Below are 18,335 nucleotides of genomic sequence, written 5' to 3'. Positions count from 1 at the left end.
GGCCCGTGGACGCCGCCGGCATCCTCCGTCGCTGCCGCGCGCTGGTGCGTCCCGCCCTCGTCGAGGCCGTGGGCCGGATGCATCCCTGGGTCGCCGAGATGGCCGCCTACTCCTTCGGCTGGTGCGAGGTCGGCGGCGCGCCCGCCTCCGCCCCCGGCGGCAAGGGCGTGCGGCAGGCCCTGGCGGTGCTGGGCGCCGAGGCCGCCGGGGCCGACGGGCGGGACGGGGTGGCCGCGGCGGTCGCGGTGGAGCTGGTGCACGCCTTCTCGCTGCTGCACGACGACATCATGGACGCGGACGCGCACCGGCGCCGCCGCCCGGCCGTGTGGAAGGCGTACGGCACGGGACCGGCCGTCCTCGCCGGGGACGCCCTGTTCGCCCTGGCCGTGGAGACGCTGGCCGTGCAGCCGGGCGCGGCCGGGGGCGTGCGGGCCCTGTCGGCTGCGCTCGGCGACCTGGTGCGCGGGCAGGCCGACGACCTGCTCTTCACCGGCCGGCCCTGGACCGGTCCGGACCGGGTGCGCCCGCACGAGTACCGCATGATGGCCGAGCGGAAGACGGGGGCGCTGCTGGGCTGCGCCGCCGCGCTCGGTGCCGTGCTGGGCGGGGCCGACCCGGCGACGGCGGCGGCCCTGGACCGCGCCGGGCGGCACCTCGGGGTGGCCTTCCAGATCGCCGACGACGTGCTCGGCATCTGGGGCGACCCGGACGTCACCGGCAAGCCGGTCCACGGCGACCTGCGCGAACGGAAGAAGACGTACCCGGTGCTGGCCGCGCTCGGCTCCCCGCAGGGCGGGCGCATCGCCGCGCTGCTGGAGGCCGGCGGGGAACCGGAGGCGGCGGCGGCGCTGATCGAGGAGGCGGGCGGGCGGACCGCGGCCCTGGCCGAGGCGCGGCGGCATGTGGCCGCCGTCGAGGCGGCCCTCGCCGGCGCGCCGCTGGCGGCCGGAGCGGCGGGCGATCTGCGCACCCTGCTCGGCCACATGGTGCGCCGGGACCTCTGAGGCGGCGCGGCGTGCGTGCCCGACCACGTTGACCTGGAAGCCCCACGCGGGTCAGGGTGCGTCACGGCGCGTTCTCGCAACCCGCGCCGGAAGGATGGCTGCCGTGATCGGCATCCCGGAGTTGGAAGCGGCGGCCGACCGGATCGCCGGGCACGTCGTGCACACCCCGACCGTGGACAGCCCGGGGCTGTCGGCGCTGCTCGGTGTCCCGGTCACCGCGAAGCTGGAACTGCTCCAGCGCACCGGCTCGTTCAAGGCGCGCGGTGCCGCCGCGAAGCTGCTGTCGCTGGACGAGGCCGAACGGGCCGCCGGGGTGGTGGCGGTCAGCGGCGGCAACCACGGGATCGCCCTCGCGGTGATGGCCGCCGCCCTGCACGTGAAGGCCACCGTGGTGATGCCGCGCTCGGCGCCCGCCCGGGCCGTGCAGGTCGCGGAGGAGGCCGGGGCGTCGGTGCGGCTGACCGACGACATGGACGGGGCCTTCGCCCTCATGACCCGGCTGCAGCAGGAGGGCCTGACCCTGGTCCACCCGTTCGACGACCCGGTGGTGCTCGCCGGACAGGGCACGGTGGGCCTGGAGTTCGCCGCCGACGCCGGTGACCTCACCGACGTGCTCGTCAGCGTCGGGGGCGGGGCCCTGATCTCCGGGGTGGCCGCCGCCCTGCGGGCACGCAGGCCCGGGGTGCGCGTGTGGGGCGTGGAGACCGAGGGCGCGCAGGCGATGTCCGAGGCGCTGAAGGCGGGCGGCCCGCTGCCCGTCGCCCTGTCGTCGATCGTCTCCACGCTCAGCGCCCCGTCCGTGTCGCAGCTGACGTACGACCATGTCGCGGCCCTGGTGACCGAGGTGCTCGTGGTCCCGGACCGGGAGGCCGTGCGGGGTTCGCTGGATCTGGCCGATCACGCCAAGGTGTGGACCGAACCGGCGGCCGGCTGCCTGCTGCCCGCCGCGCGGCAGGTCCTCGACCGGGTGGGCGACGGTGCCCGGCTGGGACTGGTGGTGTGCGGGGGCAACGCGACCACGCAGGACATGATCGCCTGGTCGCACCGCTTCGGTCTGCGCTGACCTCCGGCGCGGGTCCGGTGATTGCTCCGCCGAATTCGGTGGGGCAATCACCGGCCCGATCGGGAAAGGACCCGGCGCCGACCGCCGGACGACCCGCCATTTACCGACGGTTACCGCAAGGCCGGAGGTGTTTCGGCGAATCCCGTCCGGCAGTGGGGAATTGCCCCGCCGGGCCACGCCCGCCGTCGGCCGAGGTGGGCCGCGCCGGAACCCCGGAGACGGCCGCATTTCGCACACGTGCTCGGCGTTGTTGAACAAAAGACAGGAATGGCACCGGAGTTGCGCTCGGATTGAACACCGACGGCCCCGCCTGCCGTACCCCTGGAAAAGGTGAGAGCCGGATTTCCAGCGAGGGATGGCCATGGGCAGGGCGCACGTCTCCACACACCAGCCGGTCGCCGGCCGCTACCGGCTGCTCGAGATCATCCACCGCGAGACCAACCACATCTGCTGGTACGCCGAGGACCTCGGCGCCGGGGAGATCTCCCGCCCGTGTCTGGTCACCCGGACAGGCCTGCCGGAGGAGACGACGCCCGGGCCGGGACGCCGGGCCGCCGCCCGCCTGCTGCGCACCTCGGAGGCCATGACGCTGCTGTGTCCCGGCCGGATCGCCGCGGTCGTCGACGCCGTGGAGGAACCCGGCGTCCTGTGGACGGCCACCGAGTGGATCGACGGCACACCCCTCGGCGAACTCCTCGCCGAGCAGGGCACGTTCAACTACGTGCGCGCCGCCCGCATCGGGCTGGAGCTGCTCGACGTGCTGGACGCCGCCCACACCGAGGGCATCACCCACGGGGAACTCAGCCCCGGCCAGGTGTTCGTCCGGGAGGACCAGTCGGTCGTCCTCACCGGCTACGGGCTGGCCGGGGCCACCCTCGCCCCCCGTCTGACGGCTCCCGCGTACGCCTCGCCGGAGCAGGCACGCGACGAGCGCGTCGGCCCGGAGACCGACCTGTGGTCGCTGGGGGCGCTGCTGTACACGATGGTCGAGGGGCGCCCGCCGTTCCGGGACCGCGGACGCCCGGAGACCACCCTGAAGGCCGTGGACCGCCTGCCGCTGCGCACTCCGGTGCGCGCGGGCCCCCTCACGCAGGTCGTCCAGGGCCTGCTGCGCAGGGACGCGCGGGAGCGGCTCACCCGCCCGGTGGTCCGCGAGGCCCTGCTCCGCGCGCTCGGCGGCGGTTCCGACGCGGCCGCGGCCGCCCTGCCGGCTCCCCGGCTGCGCGGGGTGTACGCCGCCGTGCGGCCCGGGGGTCCGGCCTGGAGCAGACGGACCATGGTCGCGGGCACCGCCCTCGCCGTCGTGACCGTGACGGTCGCCGTGCTGGCCGCCACCCAGGGCCTGCCCGGCACCGACGCGGGCGGCGACGTGGCCGACGCGCCCGCCCGGCCGCCCGCCTCGGCCACGTCGCCGGGCGTCGGCACGGACAGCCCCGCCCCGGGCGGGCCGCCCGCCCCGGCGCCGACCCCCTCCCCCACCACCGGCCCGCCGTCCTCGTCCCCCGCGCCCCCGCCCTCCGCTCCCGCCACGGCCCTGCCGCCCGGCTTCCGCCGCTACCGGGCTCCGGAGGGCTTCTCCGTCGCGCTGCCCGAGGACTTCGAGCGCCTGGACACCGACCGCCAGGGCGACCTGGCGTACCGGGTCGTCTTCGGCACCGACGGCGACGGCGACGGACGCACCCTGGCCGTCACCTACAGCGCCCGTGTCGGACCCGACCCGGTGGCGGTGTGGCGGGACGACGTCGAACCGGACCTGAAGGAGTCCGCCGGCTACCGGAGGATCGGCGGGATCCGCGCGACCACCTACCAGGGGCGGGAGGCCGCCGACATGGAGTGGACCGCGTACTCCGGCGGCACCCGCGTCCACACCTTCGGCCGGGGCTTCCTGCTGGGCGGCGGCCGGAGCTTCTCCCTGCGCTGGACGACACCGGACGCCGACTGGCGCGACCGGGAGAACGAGGAGGCCCTGCGGACCTTCCTCAGGACGTTCCGGCCGGGGTCAGCCTGAACCGCGCGGGGCGCGCAGGGACGTGAGCGGTCCGGGGTGGAGCGGCTGGGTGCGCCAGCGCGCGGTGACCGTCCCGTCCGCCGGGGAGCAAGTCACCGCCAGGCGGTGCGGAGTCTCCAGGAACAGCACCTCGACCGCCGGCGCGCCGCTGTCGTTCCAGCCGCCGCTGACCGCGGTGGGGACGGGCCCGTCGGTCACCGTCCACCCCGGTTCACCGATCCGCAGGTCCAGCCGGTCGTCGCGGTCGCGGCCCGTGAGGGACAGCGTCCAGCCCCGTGCGTCCCGCGCCACCGACGCCGCCCGGACCGGTCCCGTCCCGTCGGCCGCGCGGAACTCGGCGGTGTCCCGGTGACCGGCCGCGCCGGGCGGTGCGCTCCTGCCCGGGGCGGCCGGAAGCGCGAGACCGGCGAGACGCTCGCGCAGCCGCGCGTCGGCGCCCTCCCGGCCGGACAGCGGCCCGGGGCCGAAGGCGGGCAGCAGGTGCTTCCATACGAGGTCGAGGTACTGCTGCATCTCCTCGGTGGCCGCCGTCGTGGCGATGACGGCGTCCTGCTCGGGCAGCACCAGGCAGAACTGGCCGTAGGCGCCGTCGCCCCGGTAGCCGTGCCGGGACATCCAGAACTGGTAGCCGTAGCCCCGGTCCCAGTCGTCGCGGTCCGCCGGCCCCATCGCTCCGGCGGTCGGCGTCCGCGGCCGGGCGGCCCGGGCGGCCCACCCCTGCGGCAGCAGCCGCTCGCCGTCCCAGACCCCGTCGCGCAGGTACAGCTGCCCGAGGCGGGCGACGGCGTCCGTGGTGGCGTGCAGGCCGCTGAAGCCGATCTCGCGGCCGGTGCGGTCCCGCCGCCACACCGCCTCGCCGATGCCGAGCGGATCCAGCAGCCGGGGTCTCAGGTAGGCGGTCAGCGGCTGCCCGGTCACCCGCTGCACGATCGCGGCCAGGGTGTAGGTGGCCGGCTGGTTGTAGGCGAAGACCGTGCCGGGCTCGGCGTCCGGCGGCACCAGCAGGAATCCGCGCACCGGCTCCGCGGGGTCCCGGGCGTACGCCTCCTGGAGGGTCTCGTGGTCGTGGCCGCTCGCCATGGACGCCACGTGCCGCACGAGCATCGACCGGCTGCGCGGGTCGGTGACGTCCGCCTCGAACTCGGGGAAGTAGGAGATCACCGGGGCGTCGAAGTCGAGCAGGCCCTCGGCCTCGGCCAGGGCGGCGGCGGTGCCCGTGAAGCTCTTGCTGAGCGAGTACAGCAGCTGGGGGCGGTCCGGGGTGTACGGCGCCCACCAGCCGGCGGCGACCACATGGCCGTGGCGCACGATCATCAGGCTGTGCGGCTCGATGCCGGGGGCGGCCTCGATCGCGTCCAGGAAGGCGTGCACTCCGGACGCGTCGACGCCCCGGTCCGCGGGGGCGGCAGGGGACAGCGGGACAGGACTCATGACGGCCATCCTGCACGCGCCCCCGGCCGCTGATCGCCCGTTTCCCGCGCAGCTCCCAGGGGACCCGCTGGTCATGGTGCAGATCGGATACACGATGATGACCGAGCAGGCAGGCCCCCGCGACCTGGTCGACCACGTGGTGCGCGCCGAGGAGGCGGGCTTCGACTTCTCGGTGACCTCGGACCACTACTTCCCGTGGCTGCGCTCGCAGGGCCACTCGCCCTACGCGTGGGCCGTGCTCGGAGCGGCCGCCCAGGCCACCTCGCGTATTCCGCTGATGACGTACGTGACGTGCCCGACGTTCCGCTACCACCCGGCCGTGGTGGCGCAGAAGGCGGCGACGGTGCAGCTGCTCTCGGAAGGCCGGTTCCGGCTGGGCCTGGGGTCGGGCGAGAACCTGAACGAGCACGTGGTGGGCGGCGGCTGGCCCTCCGTCGACGTACGGCACGAGATGTTCGAGGAGGCCGTGGAGATCATCCGCGCCCTCTTCCAGGGCGGCCACGTCAACCACCGGGGCACGCACTTCGACGTGGAGTCGGCCCGGCTGTGGGACCTGCCCGACGAGGCGCCGCCCATCGGCATCGCGGTCTCCGGCGAGCGGTCGTGCGCGCTGGCGGGCCGGCTCGGCGACCTGGTGATCGCCACCGAACCCAAGGCGGGCCTGCTGGAGGCGTTCGACCGGCACGGCGGCGAGGGCAAGCCGCGGGTGGGGCAGCTGCCCGTCTGCTACGACCCGGACCGGGACGCGGCCGTCAAGCGCGCCCACGCGCAGTTCCGCTGGTTCGGCAGCGGCTGGAAGGTGAACGCGGAACTGCCGCACCCGGACTCCTTCGAGGCGGCGACCCAGTTCGTCACTCCGGACGACGTGGCCGAGTCCATCCCGTGCGGCGACGACCCGGAGGCGTTCGTCGAGGCCGTCCGCCCGTACGCGGAGGCCGGCTTCACCGAGGTCGCCCTGGTCCAGATCGGCGGCGAGTCGCAGCTGGCGTACCTGGACTGGTCGGAGAAGACGCTCCTGCCGGCGCTGCGCGACGCGTTCGGCTGAGGTCCTGAGCCGCAGGAACGGCGGCGGGGAGGTCGGGGCGGCCGGTGCCGATAGGCTGCCGTTCCCATCCGAGGCCCGCCCCCCACGCTGGAGAGTCGTCCGTGACCGTCGCCCTCACCCCGCCCGAGACGTCCCCCGCGTCCCCGGAGCCCGTGTCCGACCTCGTCGCGCGCGACGCGCGGGACTTCGGCGCGTACGCCCGGACCGGGGGGTGGGCCTTCGGGCTGAAGGTGGCGCGCAGCGTGCGGCCCGGCGGGCAGGCGGCGGGCGAGACACCGAAGGTGTCCGCGAGGGAGTTCGCCGAGCTGGCCGGGTGCTCCGCGGAGCGGGTCATGCGCTACTACAAGGCGTGGGACCGGGCGGCCGACGACGGACTGGTCCCGCACTTCGAGGCCCTGACGCCCGGCGAGGAGGTGGAGCTGCCGGACGCGGACGTGTGGCATGCCTACTACGTCTCCCGCAGCAGCGCCGGATCGGAGCGCGGCACCGCGATCGCCGAGGCGGCCGAGGCGCAGGGCATCCGGCCCACGAAGGCGCTGGAGGTCGCGGAGAACCCCACGGCGCTGCGCGCGGCGATCCTCGCCGACCCCTCCACCGCCCGCGCGGCCCGCCAGGCCCTGCTCGACCGGCTCCGCGAGGACCCGGAACTGCAGTCCGAGCTGGCCCGTGACGTGGTGCGCACCGATGAGCTGAAGAAGGCCGTCGCCGGGGAGAGCCGGGCGGCCGACCGCATCGGCTACGTGCGCCAGATCGCCGAGTCGGGCCGGATCAGGACACCCGCCGGCCAGACGGTGGAGGCGCCCGCCGACCTGCGCCAGGAGGCGGAACGGCATCTGTCGCTCATCGACGAGCTCGACGAGGGCGAGGACGCCGGCGAGTGGGCCGCCGAGGCCTACGGCACCCTGAAGTCGCTGGTCGTCGAGGCCGTGGAGGCCGATCCGGGGCTGCGGGTGCAGGAACGGCGCACCAGGTTCTACAGCAGCCTGGAGAAGGCGACCAAGGTGTTCGAGGAGCTGACCTTCGACGACGCCGGGGAGTTCTACGAGGACGACATGGTGCAGCGTCTGGAGGAGCTCCAGCGGGCCGTTGCCGTATGCATCGAGTCGCTGCGCGGTGCGCGCGAGAATCACCCGTTGAGCTGAGCATCACTGGCGAATCGGGGGTACAAGAGGGCTCTACGTCGGTTCTTCCCGGAGGCCCCCTCGTGAACTCGTTCGTCCACAAGACCGTGGTGGTGCAGCTGCAGGCGGGTGACACCGAGCGCTTCTCCGTGCTCGCCCACCTCAGCTACGACGCGGCGGACCCGTTCGCCGTCACCGTCGTCTTCAGTCACGACGGCCGGGTGCTCGCCCGGTGGCAGCTGGACCGGGAGATGCTCGGGGACGCCCTGCGGCGCCCGGTCGGGATCGGCGACGTGCGGATGCGCCCGGAGTCGCGGGGCATGTGGCAGGAGCTGCGCCTGGAGTTCCTCGGCGACGTCCGCTCCGACGGCGGCCGTCACCACGCGGTGGTCTTCGCCTGGGCCCCGGCGTTCGCCGCGTTCCTCCGCGAGACGCACGAGCTGGTCCCGCCGGGCCGCGAGGAGGTCGGCCTCGACGACTTCCTGGCGGACATCCTGGCCGGAAGCTGAGCCGCGACCGGCCGGGCCGCGGAGCCACCGGATCACGGGACCACCGGCCCCGGACCGACGAGACCGACGAGACCGACGAGACCGACGAGACCGACTGGACCAGGGGAGCATGGGTCTCCCGGCCCCCGGACCCCGGCCCCCGGCCCCCGGCCCCCGGGCCACTACAACCCGAGCCGACGAGCCGCTCGGGCCTCACGAGGCGAACAGCCGGTGCCGGGCTGAGTAGGCGTACTCATGGCACCGCGCACCTCCCGCCGCGACGATGGGCTGCCACGAGAGGAGCCCGCCATGTCCGCCCTTACCGAGGTGCGTTCCCGCCCACGCCCGTCCCTGCCCGCCGCGCTCGCCCTGGGCGTGCTCGCGGTGCTGGCGCTGACCGCCCGCGATCCGCACGACCGCACCACCTGGTTCCTGGAGACCGTGTGGGTCCTCGTCGGCCTGCCGCTGCTGGTGCTGGTGTGGCGGCGCCTCCCGCTCACGAACCTGCTGTGCTGCCTGCTCGCGGCCCACGCGGTGGTGCTGATGGTCGGCGGCCACTACACCTACGCCGAGGTGCCGCTCGGCGACTGGGCACGGGACACCTTCGGCCTGGACCGCAACCCCTACGACCGGTTCGGGCATCTGATGCAGGGCTTCGTGCCGGCCGTGCTGGTCCGCGAGCTGCTGGTGCGGACCTCGCCGCTGCGGGGCAGCCGCTGGCTGGCGCCGCTGACGGTGTGCGCGTGCCTGGCCTTCAGTGCCGTCTTCGAGATGCTGGAGTGGGCGGCCGCGGTGGCCGGGGGGCACGCGGCGGACGCCTTCCTCGCGACCCAGGGCGACGTGTGGGACACCCAGTGGGACATGTTCTGCGCGCTGATCGGCGCGACCGTCTCCCTCCTGCTGCTCGGCCGGGTGCACGACCGGCAGCTCGCGGCGCGGTGGCCGTCACCGGGAGGTGTAGCGGTGCCGGGTCCACAGGGGCAGCACGAACCAGCACAGCAGGTACCAGCCGACCACTCCGGCGACCAGGTAGGGCACGAAGCCGTTGTGCGTCGCCACGCGCAGGATCAGCAGCAGTGAGGCGGTCGTCGTGGCGAGCAGCAGCAGGAGCCCGAGCAGGGTCAGCCGGGAGGCGACCCGCACGGCCTGGGCCTTGATGCGCCGCCCGGCGACCAGGCGGTGCAGGGACACCGGCCCGATGAGGGCCCCCGTGGCGCAGGCGCCGAGGACGACGGTGACCAGGTAGATCGTCTGGTCGGTGGCGGACAGGTCGTCGTACTTGTCGGTGAAGACCACGGTGAGCAGGAAGCCGAAGAGGATCTGCACGCCCATCTGCGCGACGCGGACCTCCTGGATGAGCTCCTGCCACATCCGGTCCGCGCGCTCCTCCTCGCTCTCGTTGCGGCCGCGGCGCGGGGCCCCGCCCTCGGACGTGTCCGGCACGGTTCCTCCCGGTGGTCGACGTGACCCTCCCTTCCCGTGTGCCCCGTAACGGGCCGCCGTCCCCGGCGGCCCGGTTTGAACCACCGGGTGACGGTTACACGGACGGCTCGAACGCAGCACATCCGAGGAGGTCGTGGACGCATGTCCGGTACGCAGCTCACCGTGACGCTCAGCGGCGGAGGCGCCGACGACGCGCGCACGGTCGTCCGGGCCCTGGAGGGCACCTTCGGGGCGCCCGACGAACGCCCGGCGGACGGCAACGCGACGGTGCACACCGCGACCTTCGCAGGCGAGACGGACACGGGTGCCGCCGACGGCGGCGAGGACGCGGGCCGTCTGTCCGCGCCCGTCACCGTGACCGTGCAGGGCAGCCCCGAGGCCGTGCGCCGGGCGAGCGAGACGCTCACCCGGGTCTTCTCGGCCCGCGACGAGGGGGCCGCCTCCGGCGACCAGGAGCAGGAGAGGCAGCTGCACCTGGTGCCGTGACGACGGGGGCCCGGCGGCCGGCCGGCACCGGCACGCCGTGCCCGGGACCAGAGGCCCGGCGGGTTTCCCGCCGGGCCCGCTACCAGCGGTGTTCCACCTGGTCCTTGATGCGCCGGTCGTACAGGTCACGGATCGCGTCCAGCGTCGCCGCGGGCAGCTCCGGCAGCCGGGCCGCGGCCGCGTTGGCACGGGCCTGCTCGGGCGAGCGGGCGCCGGGGATGACGGTGGTGACGCCGGGCTGCTCGATGATCCAGCGCAGGGCCAGCTGGGCCGGGGTGTACCCCTCGGGAGCCAGCGCGGCGAACTCCGCGGCGGCCTCGACACCGGTGGTGTAGTCCACGCCGGAGAAGGTCTCGCCCACGTCGAAGGCCTCGCCGTGCCGGTTGTAGGCGCGGTGGTCGTTCTCCGGGAAGACGGTCTCCTTGGTGTACTTGCCCGAGAGCAGGCCGGAGGCCAGGGGCACGCGGGCGATGATGCCGACGCCCGCCTCACGGGCGGCCGGCAGCACCTCGCGCAGGGGCTTCATCCGGAACGGGTTGAGGATGATCTGCACACTGGCCACGTTCGGCCGGGCGATGGCGGTCAGCGCCTCCGCGCAGGTCTCCACGCTGACGCCGTACGAGGCGATCCGCTCCTCCTCGACCAGGGTGTCGAGGGCGTCGAACACCTCGTCGGTGGAGTAGACGGGCGTCGGCGGGCAGTGCAGCTGCACCAGGTCGATCCGGTCGACACCGAGGTTGCGGCGGGAACGGTCGTTCCAGGAACGGAAGTTGTCGAGGACATAGTTCTCGGGGATCTGCTCGACCCGGCGGCCCATCTTGGTGGCCACCATGACGTGCAGGTCCGGGCGTCCGCTGAGGAACGCCGCGATGGTCTGCTCACTGCGGCCGTCGCCGTACACGTCGGCGGTGTCGAAGAAGGTCACCCCGGCTTCGGCGGCCGCCTCCAGCACGGCCAGTGCTTCCTTGTCGTCGACGTCTCCCCAGTCGGCACCCAGCTGCCATGTGCCGAGACCGATGACGGAGGCGTGCCGGCCCGACCTGTCGAATGTGCGCTCGTCCATGGGCGTCAGTCTGTCACCTGTCCCCGCCGGGCGCGGAACGGAGGCCTCCGGCCCGGCCGTCCGCTTCCCCTCGCCCCGGCGGGGCCCGTGCGGCGGGGCGTCAGTCCCGGCCGGTCAGCGTCCGGGCGTGCACGGTGCGGGCCACCTTCGGGCCCAGCCAGCGCTTGAAGCGCCGCAGCGAGTCCAGCTGTCCGGCCGCCCGGTCGAGCCGGTAGTAGACCTGCGGCGGGATGTGGGGCAGCAGCGGCGAGTGGCGCTGGCCCAGCAGGGCGAACATGCGCTCCGGGGGCAGGTGGATGTAGCGCGGGAGGTTCTCGTACCACTGGGCGCTGTAGCGGGCGGCGCTCTGCACGGGGAGGAGGGCGGCCTTGCGCTCGGTCTCGTAGCGGGCGAGCGCCTCGGGCAGGCTGCCCGGGTGCTCGCGCACCGCGGTGGCCAGCGCGATCGCGTCCTCCAGGGCGAGGGTGGTGCCGGCGCCGATCGAGTAGTGCGTGGTGTGGGCGGCGTCGCCGAGCAGGACGAGGTTGCCGTGGTGCCAGCTGCGGTTGGTCAGGGTCCGGAAGGTCTGCCACGGGCTGCCGCCGGGGCGGCCCAGCAGGGGGTGGCCGTCCAGGACGGCGGCGAAGAGCTTCTCCAGCAGGGCCCGTCCGTCGGCCTCGCTCGACCGGTCCAGGCCGAGGCCGGTCCAGGTCTCCGGTGCGCACTCGATGACGCAGGTGCTGCGGTCGGGGCCGTATCCGTAGCCGTAGCACCAGATCCAGCCGTGGCCGGTCTCGACGAAGGCGAAGGTGAAGGCGTCGAAGACCTGGGTGGTGCCGAGCCACACGTAGTGGTTGCGCCCGGCCGTGAGCCGGGTGCCGAAGTGTGCGGCGTGGCGGTCGCGCAGGGCGCTGCGGACGCCGTCGGCCGCCACGACCAGATCGGTGTCGCCGGGCAGGTCGCCGGCCGTGACCTCGCGGGCGTACTCCAGGCGGACGCCGAGTGCGCGGGCGCGGGCTGCCAGCAGCTCCAGCAGGCGGTGGCGGCCGATGCCGTGGCCCTCGTCGCCGCGGTGCCGGGTCGTCAGGTCACCGACATGGGCGACCCCGTCGCGCCAGCGGACGGAAGCGGCGTCCAGGGCCCGCGCCGACTCGGGGTCCTCCTCGTGGAGGCGGTCGAACAGTCCGCGCCAGTACGTCACGCCCCAGCCGTAGGTGGAACCCTCCGGGTCGCGCTCGTACACGGTGATGTCGTGGGACGGGTCCTGCCGCTTGAGCAGGATCGACAGATACAGACCGGCGGGCCCGCCGCCGACACAGGCGACCTTCACGCACACCCCTGGAGTCACTGAGAGCGGTCGATAGCGGACGCAGAGTAGCAGCAGCCGGGGCCGGTGACCGGACGGCCGGATCGCGTCAGCTTGACGGCGTGACGCGCACCACGGGCCGCACCAGGCACGGGGAGAAACATCCGGCACGACACCCGCCGCGGGTGGAATTTCCCCTTCCGCCCACCCGGCCACCCTCCCCCGAAGCAAGATCATCTTGGTTCAACCTTGCATGACATAAGAGGAATTGCCCGGATCGCAGCCAACCGGCTCGCGGGGATTTCTCCCGCTCCGGTGCGGCCCGGTAGGCATGCGGGGCAGGCAACCGAGACGATCACAGGAGGTCCGCATGCCGGAACTCACCCGCCGCCGCGCGCTCACCGCCGCGGCAGCCCTCGCCACCGCCACCGCGGCGGCGACCCTGCCGGCCGCCGTGCCGGCGCAGGCCGCCGGGCACCACGGCACCACCCCCGGCAGCTTCGACGAGGTCTACAAGGGCCGCCGGATACAGGGCCGTCCGGCCGTCGGGTCCGGGCACCACCACCACGGCGCGGGCTACGCGGTGTTCGTGGACGGCGTGGAACTGCACGTGATGCGCAACGCCGACGGCAGCTGGATCAGCGTCGTCAGCCACTACGCCCCGGTGCCCACCCCGCGCGCCGCCGCCCGGGCCGCGGTGGACGAACTGCAGGGCGCACCGCTGCTGCCCTTCCCCGCCAACTGACCCGCCCCGCACGGCACCTGGAGCACCCGCACATGGCAGTCCGCAAGAACCAGTCCGCCCTGACCGCCGACGAGAAGCGGCGTTTCGTCGCCGCGCTGATCGAGCTGAAGCGCAGCGGCCGTTACGACGCGTTCGTCACGACGCACAACTCGTTCATCGTGTCCGACACCGACAACGGCGAGCGGACCGGGCACCGTTCGCCGTCGTTCCTGCCCTGGCACCGAAGATTCCTGCTGGAGTTCGAGCGGGCCCTGCAGTCGGTGGACGCCTCGGTGTCCCTGCCCTACTGGGACTGGACCGTCGACCGCACCTCGCGCGCCTCGCTGTGGGCGCCCGACTTCCTCGGGGGCACCGGCCGGGAGCGGGACGGCCGGGTCGCGGACGGGCCGTTCTCCGCGTCCGGCGGCAACTGGCCGATCAACGTGCGCGTCGACGGCCGCACCTTCCTGCGGCGCACACTCGGCGCCGGGGTCCGCGACCTGCCGACCCGCGCCGAGGTCGAGTCGGTGCTGGCGATGCCCACCTACGACATGGCGCCCTGGAACAGCGGCTCGGACGGCTTCCGCAACCACCTGGAGGGGTGGCGCGGGGTCAACCTGCACAACCGGGTGCACGTCTGGGTGGGCGGGCACATGGCCACCGGCGCCTCCCCCAACGACCCGGTGTTCTGGCTGCACCACGCCTACATAGACAAGCTGTGGGCCGACTGGCAGCGGCGGCACCCCGGTTCCGGGTACCTGCCGGCCGCGGGCACGCCGAACGTCATCGACCTGAACGAGACGATGCGGCCGTGGCACGACACGAGCCCGGCGGACCTGCTGGACCACACGCCGCACTACACCTACGACGTCTGATCGGACACGGCGTCCGATCAGACGCCGGCACCCGTACGGCACTCGGGGTGACCCCAGCCGCTGTCGTTCTTGGCGATCTGCTCGCCGGCGGCGTAGGTGCGGCCGCACTGGCAGCGGCCGGGGAACTTGGCCTTGATGGTGCGGGCGGAGCCGCCCTTCGCGGCGGTCCCCTTCGCCGCGGAGGCGCGGCCCGTGCGGGACGAACCGCCGCGGGCGCGCGGCGCCTTGGCCGGGGTGTCCGGGGAGGGCGGCGGCTCGGGCGAGCCGAGGCCGCTGCCCGCCGGTTCCTGGACGGTGGCGGCCTGACTGGCCGCGCGGTCGGCGAAGTCGTTGAGCCGGTCGCCGTCGACCTGGTGGGCGGGGACGTAGCGGAACTCGACCGAGCGGCCGTCCAGGAGCTCGTCGATGCGGACGACCAGCTCCTGGTTGGCCACCGGCTTTCCGCCGGACGTCTTCCAGCCGTTGCGCTTCCAGCCCGGCAGCCAGGTGGTGACGGCCTTCATGGCGTATTGCGAGTCCATGCGGATCTCCAGCGGCACGTCCGGGTCGGTCGCCGCCAGCAGCCGTTCGAGCGCCGTCAGCTCGGCGACGTTGTTGGTGGCCCGCCCGAGCGGCCCGGCCTCCCACCGCTGCGGCGCCTCCGACGCGTCGGCGACGACCCAGGCCCAGCCGGCGGGTCCGGGATTGCCCTTCGAAGCGCCGTCGCACGCGGCCACCACACGTTCACGCATGGGCTCGATCATGCCATGGCCGCTCGGGCCGTCCGCCCGGGAGGGCCGGGGGGCGGAGGAGCTTCAGGACACGTCGGTGAGCTTCGGCATCTCGCCCTCGACCGTAGTGGTGTCGATCACCGAGAAGTTCGCGCCCTGGGGGTCGCCGATCGCCGCGAACCGGCCGAACGGCGTGGTCATCGGGCCGAAGCGCAGCGCCCCGCCGAGCTTCACCGCCCGCGCCACCGCCTCGTCGCAGTCCCGCACCCCGAAGTACACGTTGATGTAGGGCCGGACCTCGGGCGGGAAGTCCTCACCCATCTCCATCCGGCCCAGCACGGTCCGGTCGCCGAGGTCGTAGAGCCGGAAGCTGCCCCCGTCGTCCTCCATGTCCCGCTGCCGGTAGGAGAAGAGGGAGGAGAAGAACGCGTCCGACGTCGCGGGGTCCCGGGTGAAGACCTCCGCCCAGGTGTAGGCACCCGGCTCGGCCATGGCCTGGAAGCCCTCGTGGGTGCCGGACTGCCAGACCCCGAAGACGACCCCGCCGGGGTCGGACGCCAGGCACATGCTGCCGAAGTCGCCGACCCGCATCGGCTCCATCAGGATCTCGCCGCCGTGGGCGCGGATCCGCTCGGCGGTGGCGGCCGCGTCCTCGGCCGCGAAGTACAGGCACCACTGCGACTGCCCCTCCTGCCCCGGCATGGGCGGCACGACGGCGGCGACCGCACGGCCGTCGACGTAGGCCTCGGTGTAGTCGCCGAACTCGCTCGACGCCTGGGCGAAGGTCCAGCCGAGGACCTCCCCGTAGAAGTTCTTGGCCCCTTCGAGGTCGCTGAACATCGCGTCGGCCCAGCAGGGGGCTCCCTCAGGTTGTACGGCCATGGCTGCGGCCCTCTCCGGCGAGGTGGTTCGTCCGTTTCCTCACGCTAGCCACCCCCGGGCGGACCCGCGCGCCGGACGGCGGCGCACCTCGTCCGCGGCCGGACGAGGTGCCCGGACGTCCGGAGTTCGTCTTCCGGCAGCGGCCGGACCGTGCTTGCCTGAGGGCCGTCGGGGACGCCGGGGGCGGGAGATGCCGTATGCGCACGCCGTGGGTCGTGGGAGCGGTGCTGGCCGGGGTGCTGCTCGCGGGCTGCGGGGACCCGCGGTCCGCGCCCCCGGAGCCGGCCGCACCGAGGGCGTCGTCCCCCACCCCCGCCCGTCAGCCCTCCCCCGCCCGTCAGCCCGCCCCCGCCGCCTCCCCGTCCCCGCCGGCGGTCCGGGCGCCCCGCGTGCTGTACCTCGGCGACTCCCTGGCGATGGAGGCCCAGACGGTCCTCGGGCGGGAGATGCGACGGGAGCTGAAGGCCCGCTACACCAGCGCCCCGTACTCCGGCACCACGCTCTGCGACTATCTGGAGGGCACCGGCGAGCGGTCCCTGGTCCCGGCCGAGGACAAGGCCGCCGCCCTGGTGCGCCGGCTCCGGCCCGACGTCGTGGTCCTGCAGTTCTGGGGCAACTCCTGGGGCTACACGCCCTGCATGGACGGCCTCACCTACGCCGCGTCCCGGAGCCGGTACGCCGCGCGGTACGCCGACGACGCCCGCAGGCTCACGGAGCAGATCGCCGCGGCCGGGGCCGGCCGGCGCCCGAGGATCGTCTGGGTGGCGCAGGGGCCGGACCCGCTCACCCCCGACCGCGTGCGGCGTGTCAACGCGCTGTACGAGGAGCGGGCAGCGGTCTCCGGCGACCTGGTCGCCGACGCCGGGGAGGCGGTGAGCCCGGCCGGCGCCCGCTACACCTGGACGCGGTACCTGCCCTGCACGGCCGACGAACGCGCCCGCCCCGGGTACTGCACCCAGCCCGGCCGCGGCCGCACCGCCCTGCACCGCGCCGACGACCCCCTCCACTTCTGCCTGGCCCCCACCACGTCCCGGCCGAAGCCCTGCCCGGTGCCCTCCCCCGGGATCCTGCGCATCGCCCGGGCGATCACGGAAACCGTTCGACACGGGGCGACGCGGCCGCTGCAATAGAGCGCCATGGCAGTCACACGCACGCACGAGGACGAACGGGACATCGACACCGCGCTCGTCGGACGGCTGATCGCCCGGCGGTTCCCCCGGTGGGCGGGCCTGCCGCTCAGGCGCCTGCGCTCCTCCGGCACGGAGAACGCGATGTTCCGTCTCGGCACGGACAAGGTCGTGCGGCTGCCCCGGCACCCGCGGGCCGTCGACGCGATCGCGCACGAGCTGTGCTGGCTGCCGCGGCTGGGCCCGGGACTGCCCGCCGCCTCCCCCGAGCCCCTGGGCGAGGGGGCACCGGACGAGGGCTTCCCGTGGCCGTGGTCGGTCTACGGCTGGCTGGAGGGCCGCAACCCCGTGCCCGGGCGGCTCGAGGAGCCGGAACTGCTCGCCGGGGACCTCGCCGCGTACGTCCGCGCCATGCGCCGTGTAGACGCCTCGGGAGCTCCCCCCGGCCGGGGCGTGCCGCTCGCGGCCCGTGACGCCGCGGTGCGCGAGGCGCTCGCACGGCTCGGGGGCCGCGTCGAGACCGGGGCGCTCACCGCCCGCTGGGAGGAAGCCCTGGCGGCCCCCGTGCACAGCGGGCCGCCGGTCTGGGCGCACGGCGACCTGATGGCCGGCAACCTGCTGGTCCGGGGCGGGCGGCTGAGCGCCGTGATCGACTTCGGCACGGTCGGGGCGGGTGATCCGGCCGTGGACCTGATCGCCGCCTGGTGCCTGCTGCCCGCCGGGGCCCGGGGCGTCTTCCGCGAGGCGGTGGGCGCCGGCGCGGCCGAGTGGGCGCGGGGCAGGGGCTGGGCCCTGTCGATCGCGGTGATCGCGCTGCCGTACTACTGGGACACCAACCCGCCGGTGGCCGAGAACTCCCGGCATGTGATCCGGGAGATCCTGGCCGAGCCGGCGTGAGGGGCCGGGGCTCGCCGCGGAGAGCGGGCCCGTCCCGGGCGGCGGGTCACTCGCCGGCGTACGCCCTGTCCAACGCCGCGAGGTCGAACTTGCTCATCGCCATGAACGCCTCGGTCACGCGGGCCGCCTTCGCCGGGTCCGGATCGGTGATCATCGACTGGAGCCGGTCGGGCACGACCTGCCACGACACTCCGAAACGGTCCTTGAGCCAGCCGCAGGGGCCGGGCTCGCCGCCGTCGGCGGTGAGCTTGCTCCAGTAGTGGTCGATCTCCTCCTGGTCCTCGCAGAAGATCATGAAGGAGACCGCCTCGGTGAAGGTGAACTGCGGTCCGCCGTTGAGCGCGAGGAACCGCTGGCCGTTGGCCGTGAACTCGACGGTCATGACGGTGCCGGCCGGCTGCCGCGCCCCTTCGGGGTAGCGGGCCACCTGGCCGATGCTGGAGTTCTTGAAGACCGAGACGTAGAAGTGCGCGGCCTCCTCGGCCCGGCCGTCGAACCAGAGACACGTGGTGAAGCCGTCGGACGCCATGGGTTCCTCCCGGGGTGTTCGTCGCTGTCATCCATGTCGACCGGTCCGCGCGGCGAAACTCATCGGTCCGCCCCCGCCCGGATCCGCCCGCAGCGGATCTGCCCAGGGCAGAGAGGCGGCCCGCGGCGGTCGCGGCGGGCCGACAGTGGACCCG

General features: G+C 74.3%; 18 protein-coding genes and 1 pseudogene. 12 read left to right on the top strand and 7 right to left on the bottom strand.

Annotated elements, in window-relative coordinates; genetic code table 11:
- Window positions 1–5: 5 nt before the first annotated feature.
- The 3 genes from ACFYWG_RS07800 to ACFYWG_RS07790 all read left to right on the top strand — a co-directional run bounded on the left by ACFYWG_RS07800 (window position 6) and on the right by ACFYWG_RS07790 (window position 4,075).
- Window positions 6–1,004, top strand: a complete 999-nt coding sequence (locus ACFYWG_RS07800; RefSeq protein WP_385414818.1) for a polyprenyl synthetase family protein — start codon at window positions 6–8, stop codon at window positions 1,002–1,004.
- Window positions 1,005–1,107: 103 nt separating this feature from the next.
- Window positions 1,108–2,067: a threonine/serine dehydratase gene (locus ACFYWG_RS07795; RefSeq protein WP_385414301.1), complete on the top strand. Its 960-nt coding sequence runs from the start codon at window positions 1,108–1,110 to the stop codon at window positions 2,065–2,067.
- A gap of 361 nt (window positions 2,068–2,428) precedes the next feature.
- Window positions 2,429–4,075, top strand: coding sequence for a serine/threonine-protein kinase (locus ACFYWG_RS07790; RefSeq protein ID WP_385414304.1), 1,647 nt, complete (start codon window positions 2,429–2,431; stop codon window positions 4,073–4,075).
- On the opposite strand, the gene ACFYWG_RS07785 is transcribed toward ACFYWG_RS07790, so the two are convergent.
- Entirely contained in the window at window positions 4,067–5,506 is a 1,440-nt protein-coding gene (locus tag ACFYWG_RS07785; RefSeq protein WP_383503787.1) for a serine hydrolase domain-containing protein, read from the bottom strand. The two genes, ACFYWG_RS07790 and ACFYWG_RS07785, sit on opposite strands and share 9 nt — an antisense overlap.
- 73 nt (window positions 5,507–5,579) lie before the next feature.
- On the opposite strand from ACFYWG_RS07785, the gene ACFYWG_RS07780 reads away from it, so the two are divergent.
- The 4 genes and pseudogenes from ACFYWG_RS07780 to ACFYWG_RS07765 form a co-directional block, all read left to right on the top strand.
- A complete protein-coding gene (locus ACFYWG_RS07780) occupies window positions 5,580–6,551 on the top strand; it encodes an LLM class F420-dependent oxidoreductase (protein WP_389199948.1) in 972 nt (323 codons plus the stop codon).
- A gap of 101 nt (window positions 6,552–6,652) precedes the next feature.
- Entirely contained in the window at window positions 6,653–7,693 is a 1,041-nt protein-coding gene (locus ACFYWG_RS07775; protein WP_389199946.1) for a hypothetical protein, read from the top strand.
- Between the two features lie 62 nt (window positions 7,694–7,755).
- Window positions 7,756–8,181, top strand: a complete 426-nt coding sequence (locus ACFYWG_RS07770; RefSeq protein WP_376329465.1) for an SsgA family sporulation/cell division regulator — start codon at window positions 7,756–7,758, stop codon at window positions 8,179–8,181.
- A 234-nt stretch (window positions 8,182–8,415) separates the two neighbouring features.
- Window positions 8,416–8,973 (top strand): annotated as a pseudogene (locus ACFYWG_RS07765) (DUF2238 domain-containing protein); the annotation flags it as partial.
- Between the two features lie 132 nt (window positions 8,974–9,105).
- On the opposite strand, the gene ACFYWG_RS07760 reads toward ACFYWG_RS07765, so the two are convergent.
- Entirely contained in the window at window positions 9,106–9,531 is a 426-nt protein-coding gene (locus ACFYWG_RS07760; protein WP_376329699.1) for a DUF6328 family protein, read from the bottom strand.
- A gap of 213 nt (window positions 9,532–9,744) precedes the next feature.
- Here ACFYWG_RS07760 and ACFYWG_RS07755 point away from each other — a divergent pair, with 213 nt between their 5' ends.
- On the top strand, window positions 9,745–10,089 hold the full coding sequence (locus tag ACFYWG_RS07755; protein WP_376329463.1) for a hypothetical protein: 345 nt from the start codon (window positions 9,745–9,747) through the stop codon (window positions 10,087–10,089).
- Window positions 10,090–10,168: 79 nt separating this feature from the next.
- Here the strand turns inward: ACFYWG_RS07755 and ACFYWG_RS07750 are convergent, their stop codons facing one another.
- Window positions 10,169–11,152: an aldo/keto reductase gene (locus ACFYWG_RS07750; RefSeq protein ID WP_389199943.1), complete on the bottom strand. Its 984-nt coding sequence runs from the start codon at window positions 11,150–11,152 to the stop codon at window positions 10,169–10,171.
- Window positions 11,153–11,252: 100 nt separating this feature from the next.
- A complete protein-coding gene (locus tag ACFYWG_RS07745) occupies window positions 11,253–12,461 on the bottom strand; it encodes an FAD-dependent monooxygenase (RefSeq protein ID WP_376329458.1) in 1,209 nt (402 codons plus the stop codon).
- 346 nt (window positions 12,462–12,807) lie between these two features.
- On the opposite strand from ACFYWG_RS07745, the gene ACFYWG_RS07740 reads away from it, so the two are divergent.
- Together ACFYWG_RS07740 and ACFYWG_RS07735 are read left to right on the top strand one after the other, a co-directional pair.
- Window positions 12,808–13,182: a tyrosinase cofactor gene (locus ACFYWG_RS07740; protein WP_383503785.1), complete on the top strand. Its 375-nt coding sequence runs from the start codon at window positions 12,808–12,810 to the stop codon at window positions 13,180–13,182.
- A 32-nt stretch (window positions 13,183–13,214) separates the two neighbouring features.
- Window positions 13,215–14,036, top strand: coding sequence for a tyrosinase family protein (locus ACFYWG_RS07735; RefSeq protein WP_383503784.1), 822 nt, complete (start codon window positions 13,215–13,217; stop codon window positions 14,034–14,036).
- Window positions 14,037–14,053: 17 nt separating this feature from the next.
- On the opposite strand, the gene ACFYWG_RS07730 is transcribed toward ACFYWG_RS07735, so the two are convergent.
- Together ACFYWG_RS07730 and ACFYWG_RS07725 are read right to left on the bottom strand one after the other, a co-directional pair.
- Window positions 14,054–14,779, bottom strand: coding sequence for a ribonuclease H (locus ACFYWG_RS07730; RefSeq protein WP_389199940.1), 726 nt, complete (start codon window positions 14,777–14,779; stop codon window positions 14,054–14,056).
- Between the two features lie 51 nt (window positions 14,780–14,830).
- Complete coding sequence (locus ACFYWG_RS07725) at window positions 14,831–15,628, bottom strand: VOC family protein (RefSeq protein ID WP_385414321.1); 798 nt, start codon at window positions 15,626–15,628, stop codon at window positions 14,831–14,833.
- A 197-nt stretch (window positions 15,629–15,825) separates the two neighbouring features.
- On the opposite strand from ACFYWG_RS07725, the gene ACFYWG_RS07720 reads away from it, so the two are divergent.
- Window positions 15,826–16,758 (top strand): SGNH/GDSL hydrolase family protein, encoded by a 933-nt coding sequence (locus tag ACFYWG_RS07720; protein WP_389199937.1) that lies wholly within the window; start codon window positions 15,826–15,828, stop codon window positions 16,756–16,758.
- A 6-nt stretch (window positions 16,759–16,764) separates the two neighbouring features.
- Window positions 16,765–17,652: an aminoglycoside phosphotransferase family protein gene (locus ACFYWG_RS07715; protein WP_389199935.1), complete on the top strand. Its 888-nt coding sequence runs from the start codon at window positions 16,765–16,767 to the stop codon at window positions 17,650–17,652.
- A gap of 46 nt (window positions 17,653–17,698) precedes the next feature.
- On the opposite strand, the gene ACFYWG_RS07710 is transcribed toward ACFYWG_RS07715, so the two are convergent.
- On the bottom strand, window positions 17,699–18,181 hold the full coding sequence (locus tag ACFYWG_RS07710) for a VOC family protein (RefSeq protein ID WP_376329441.1): 483 nt from the start codon (window positions 18,179–18,181) through the stop codon (window positions 17,699–17,701).
- Between the last annotated feature and the right edge of the window lie 154 nt (window positions 18,182–18,335).

It is taken from the genome of Streptomyces sp. NPDC003456 (assembly GCF_042878735.1).
Taxonomy (GTDB): Bacteria; Actinomycetota; Actinomycetes; order Streptomycetales; family Streptomycetaceae; genus Streptomyces.
Note: the sequence above shows the minus strand (reverse complement) of the source record. Positions and strands in the feature narration are given on the sequence as shown.

What these genes read in the sequence shown, in the direction of transcription:
- ACFYWG_RS07790 (WP_385414304.1), top strand. Translation starts at nt 2,429, where the DNA reads ATGGGCAGGGCGCACGTCTCCACACACCAGCCGGTCGCCGGCCGCTAC.
- ACFYWG_RS07785 (WP_383503787.1), bottom strand. Translation starts at nt 5,506, where the DNA reads ATGAGTCCTGTCCCGCTGTCCCCTGCCGCCCCCGCGGACCGGGGCGTC.
- ACFYWG_RS07780 (WP_389199948.1), top strand. Translation starts at nt 5,580, where the DNA reads ATGGTGCAGATCGGATACACGATGATGACCGAGCAGGCAGGCCCCCGC.
- ACFYWG_RS07760 (WP_376329699.1), bottom strand. Translation starts at nt 9,531, where the DNA reads ATGTGGCAGGAGCTCATCCAGGAGGTCCGCGTCGCGCAGATGGGCGTG.
- ACFYWG_RS07755 (WP_376329463.1), top strand. Translation starts at nt 9,745, where the DNA reads ATGTCCGGTACGCAGCTCACCGTGACGCTCAGCGGCGGAGGCGCCGAC.
- ACFYWG_RS07750 (WP_389199943.1), bottom strand. Translation starts at nt 11,152, where the DNA reads ATGGACGAGCGCACATTCGACAGGTCGGGCCGGCACGCCTCCGTCATC.
- ACFYWG_RS07740 (WP_383503785.1), top strand. Translation starts at nt 12,808, where the DNA reads ATGCCGGAACTCACCCGCCGCCGCGCGCTCACCGCCGCGGCAGCCCTC.
- ACFYWG_RS07735 (WP_383503784.1), top strand. Translation starts at nt 13,215, where the DNA reads ATGGCAGTCCGCAAGAACCAGTCCGCCCTGACCGCCGACGAGAAGCGG.
- ACFYWG_RS07730 (WP_389199940.1), bottom strand. Translation starts at nt 14,779, where the DNA reads ATGATCGAGCCCATGCGTGAACGTGTGGTGGCCGCGTGCGACGGCGCT.
- ACFYWG_RS07725 (WP_385414321.1), bottom strand. Translation starts at nt 15,628, where the DNA reads ATGGCCGTACAACCTGAGGGAGCCCCCTGCTGGGCCGACGCGATGTTC.
- ACFYWG_RS07720 (WP_389199937.1), top strand. Translation starts at nt 15,826, where the DNA reads ATGCGCACGCCGTGGGTCGTGGGAGCGGTGCTGGCCGGGGTGCTGCTC.
- ACFYWG_RS07715 (WP_389199935.1), top strand. Translation starts at nt 16,765, where the DNA reads ATGGCAGTCACACGCACGCACGAGGACGAACGGGACATCGACACCGCG.
- ACFYWG_RS07710 (WP_376329441.1), bottom strand. Translation starts at nt 18,181, where the DNA reads ATGGCGTCCGACGGCTTCACCACGTGTCTCTGGTTCGACGGCCGGGCC.